Raw genomic sequence first — 2,681 nt, 5'->3', positions numbered from 1 at the left:
ACGTCACGGACCTGACCGTGCTCACGCAGCCGAGCCTCGATCTCGCCCAGCTCGATGCGGTAGCCACGGACCTTGACCTGCTTGTCGATCCGGCCGAGGAAGTCGATCGAGCCGTCCGACAGGAAGCGGGCCAGGTCACCGGTGCGGTACAAGCGGGAACCGGCCGGACCGAACGGGTTCGGCACGAACTTCTCCGCGGTGAGTTCCGGTCGGCGCAGATAGCCGCGCGCGAGTCCCGGACCGCCGATGTGCATCTCGCCGGGAACGCCGACGGGGACCGGGTGCCCGTTCCCGTCCAGCAGATGGATGGTCAGGTCCCGGACGCGGCAACCGATCACGCTCCGGCCCGGGTTCGCCAGGTCCCACTCGCCGATGCGGTGGTACGTGGCGTAGACCGTGATCTCGGTCGGCCCGTACATGTTGACCAGCGTGGGACGCCGTACGCCGAACCTGGTCGTCCACGGCTCCAACTCGGACATGTCCAGTCGCTCACCGGCGAAGACGACCGTGCGCAGCGCGAGCCCGTCGACCTGCGTTCCGTCCGCACTGTCACCGGCGAGCGCGGCCAGCGCACGGAACGCCGACGGCGTCTGGCACAGCACCGACACCCGCTCGCGCACCAGCAGATCCAGCATGTCGTGCGGAGAACGGCTCACCTCCGGCGCTACGACCACCAGCCGTCCACCGTGCAGCAGCGCCCCCCACATCTCCCATACGGACACGTCGAAGGCGTACGAGTGGAACAGCGTCCACACGTCGTCGGACGAGAACTGAACCTGTTCGCGGGTCGCGGAGAAGAGTCGTACGACGTTGGCATGGGTGAGGCTGACGCCCTTGGGCAGACCGGTCGATCCCGAGGTGTAGATGACGTAGACCAGGTTGTCCGCACGGACCGCCGCCTGCGGCGCGGTCGCCGGACGGGCGTCGATCGCCTCCGCGTCCCGGTCCAGGACGACACGGCCGCCCGTGAACTCCAGCTCCGGCACTCCCGAATGCGTCACCAGCAGCGAGGCCTGCGCGTCGGCGAGCATGTACGCCAGCCGCTCGGCCGGGTTGACCGGGTCGAGCGGCAGATACGCCGCACCCGACTTCAGCACACCGAGCAGGACCGGCACGAGATCGGGGCCGCGCTCCAGGCAGACCCCCACGATGCTCTCCGGACCCGCCCCGGCCGCGACCAGATGGTGCGCGATGCGGTTCGCCCGCTCGTCCAACTCCCGGTACGACAGGGTCGTCGCCCCGCACGTGAGCGCGGCCGCGTCCGGCGTACGGGCCGCCTGCTCCGCGAACAGCTCATGGACACACCGGTCCACCGGCGTCTCGACGGCGGCGTTCCACTCACCCAGAAGCAGCGCGCGCTCCGCCTGCGACAGGAACACGCCCCGCGCGTCCCCGTCCGCGTCCGCGGCCATCGCCTCCAGCACCGACCGGTACATCCCACCCAGCCGGGCCAGGTTCTCCCGCCCGAACACGGCGGTGGAACTCGTCAGTTTGAAGGCTCCACCGCTCGCGATCGCCGACAGGGCGAACTCGTTTGTGCCCTCGCCCATGGTCGCGTCGATGTCGACGCTGTCGGTGTCGACCTGGTGGAAGTTCTGGTGGTCGAAGAGCACGGTGAGCAGACCGCCGACGCCGCCGGCCGCGCGGTGGATGGCGGGCAACGGGTAGCGGCGGTGCGCCCAGATCTCGGTCTCCTGCCGGTACACCTCCTCCACCAGCTCACGCCATGTCCGTGCCCCCTGCGCGGCAGGGAAGGGGAGAGTGTTGAGGTGCATGCCCAGCACCCGGTCGGAACCGGGCGCCTCCAGGCGGCCGTGGTAGACCACTCCGGTGTGGAAGGCGTCCTCCGCCGTCAGCATGCCCAGCACCTTCAGGTGCGCGGCCAGCAGGACGCTCTTCAATGAGGTGCGCGCCTCGGTGGCGAGCCGCTTCAGCCCCTCCTCCAGATCGGCGAACGGGACACGGGTGCCGTGGCGTTCCGGCGTCTCGCCCACGGTCATGTCGGTCCAGGTCGCCGGCAGGGCCAGCGGGCTGTGAGTCTCCACGATCGTCTGCCAGAAGGCCTGATCATCGGCGTCGGCGAGTGAGGCCTGTTCGGCGGCGACGAAGTCCGCGTACCGGACGGCGGGCGCCTCGTACGCCGGCGCTTCCTGGCCGTCGCGCAGGGCGCGGTAGAGCTCCAGCAGTTCCATCAGCAGCGAGTTGACGGTCCAGCCGTCGGTGACCGCATGGCAGTGGCTGAACGTCACCCGCCAGGCCTCGCCGGACTCCACGTGTACGGCGATGCGCAGCAGCGGACCTGTCGCGAGGTCGAAGCCGGCCGCCCGCTCGTCGGCGACGTACGCGCGCTTCCGCTCCTCCTGAGCGTCCCCGGTCAGGCCACGCAGGTCGTCCACCACGACGGGGATCTTCACGCTGCCGTGCACCAGTTGGACCGGCTGGCTGAAGCCGTCCAGGTGCATCGAGGTCCGCAGCACCTCGTGCCGAGCCACGACCAGGTCGACCGCACGGCGCAGCGCCCCGACCGAGAACGGCTCGTTGTCCGGGATCCGGAACGACGTGATGTTCTGGTAGGCGTGTTCGTCGCCCGAGGCGAGCATCTCCACCAGCATGCCGGTCTGCACCTGCGACAGCGGGTACGCGTCCACCACACCCTCCGGCAGGGCGTCGCGGTCCCGCTC

At 70.0% G+C, this 2,681-nt stretch carries 1 protein-coding gene; it reads right to left on the bottom strand.

Going from position 1 to position 2,681, the window contains the following annotated elements:
- Window positions 1-2,681: amino acid adenylation domain-containing protein (locus tag ACFWBB_RS42550; RefSeq protein WP_385284675.1), on the bottom strand; the 2,681-nt coding region annotated here is incomplete at both ends.

Origin of the sequence: Streptomyces sp. NPDC060000 (assembly GCF_042737375.1) — a bacterium.
GTDB lineage: Bacteria > Actinomycetota > Actinomycetes > Streptomycetales > Streptomycetaceae > Streptomyces.
This window is presented reverse-complemented; position numbering and strand designations above follow the sequence as displayed.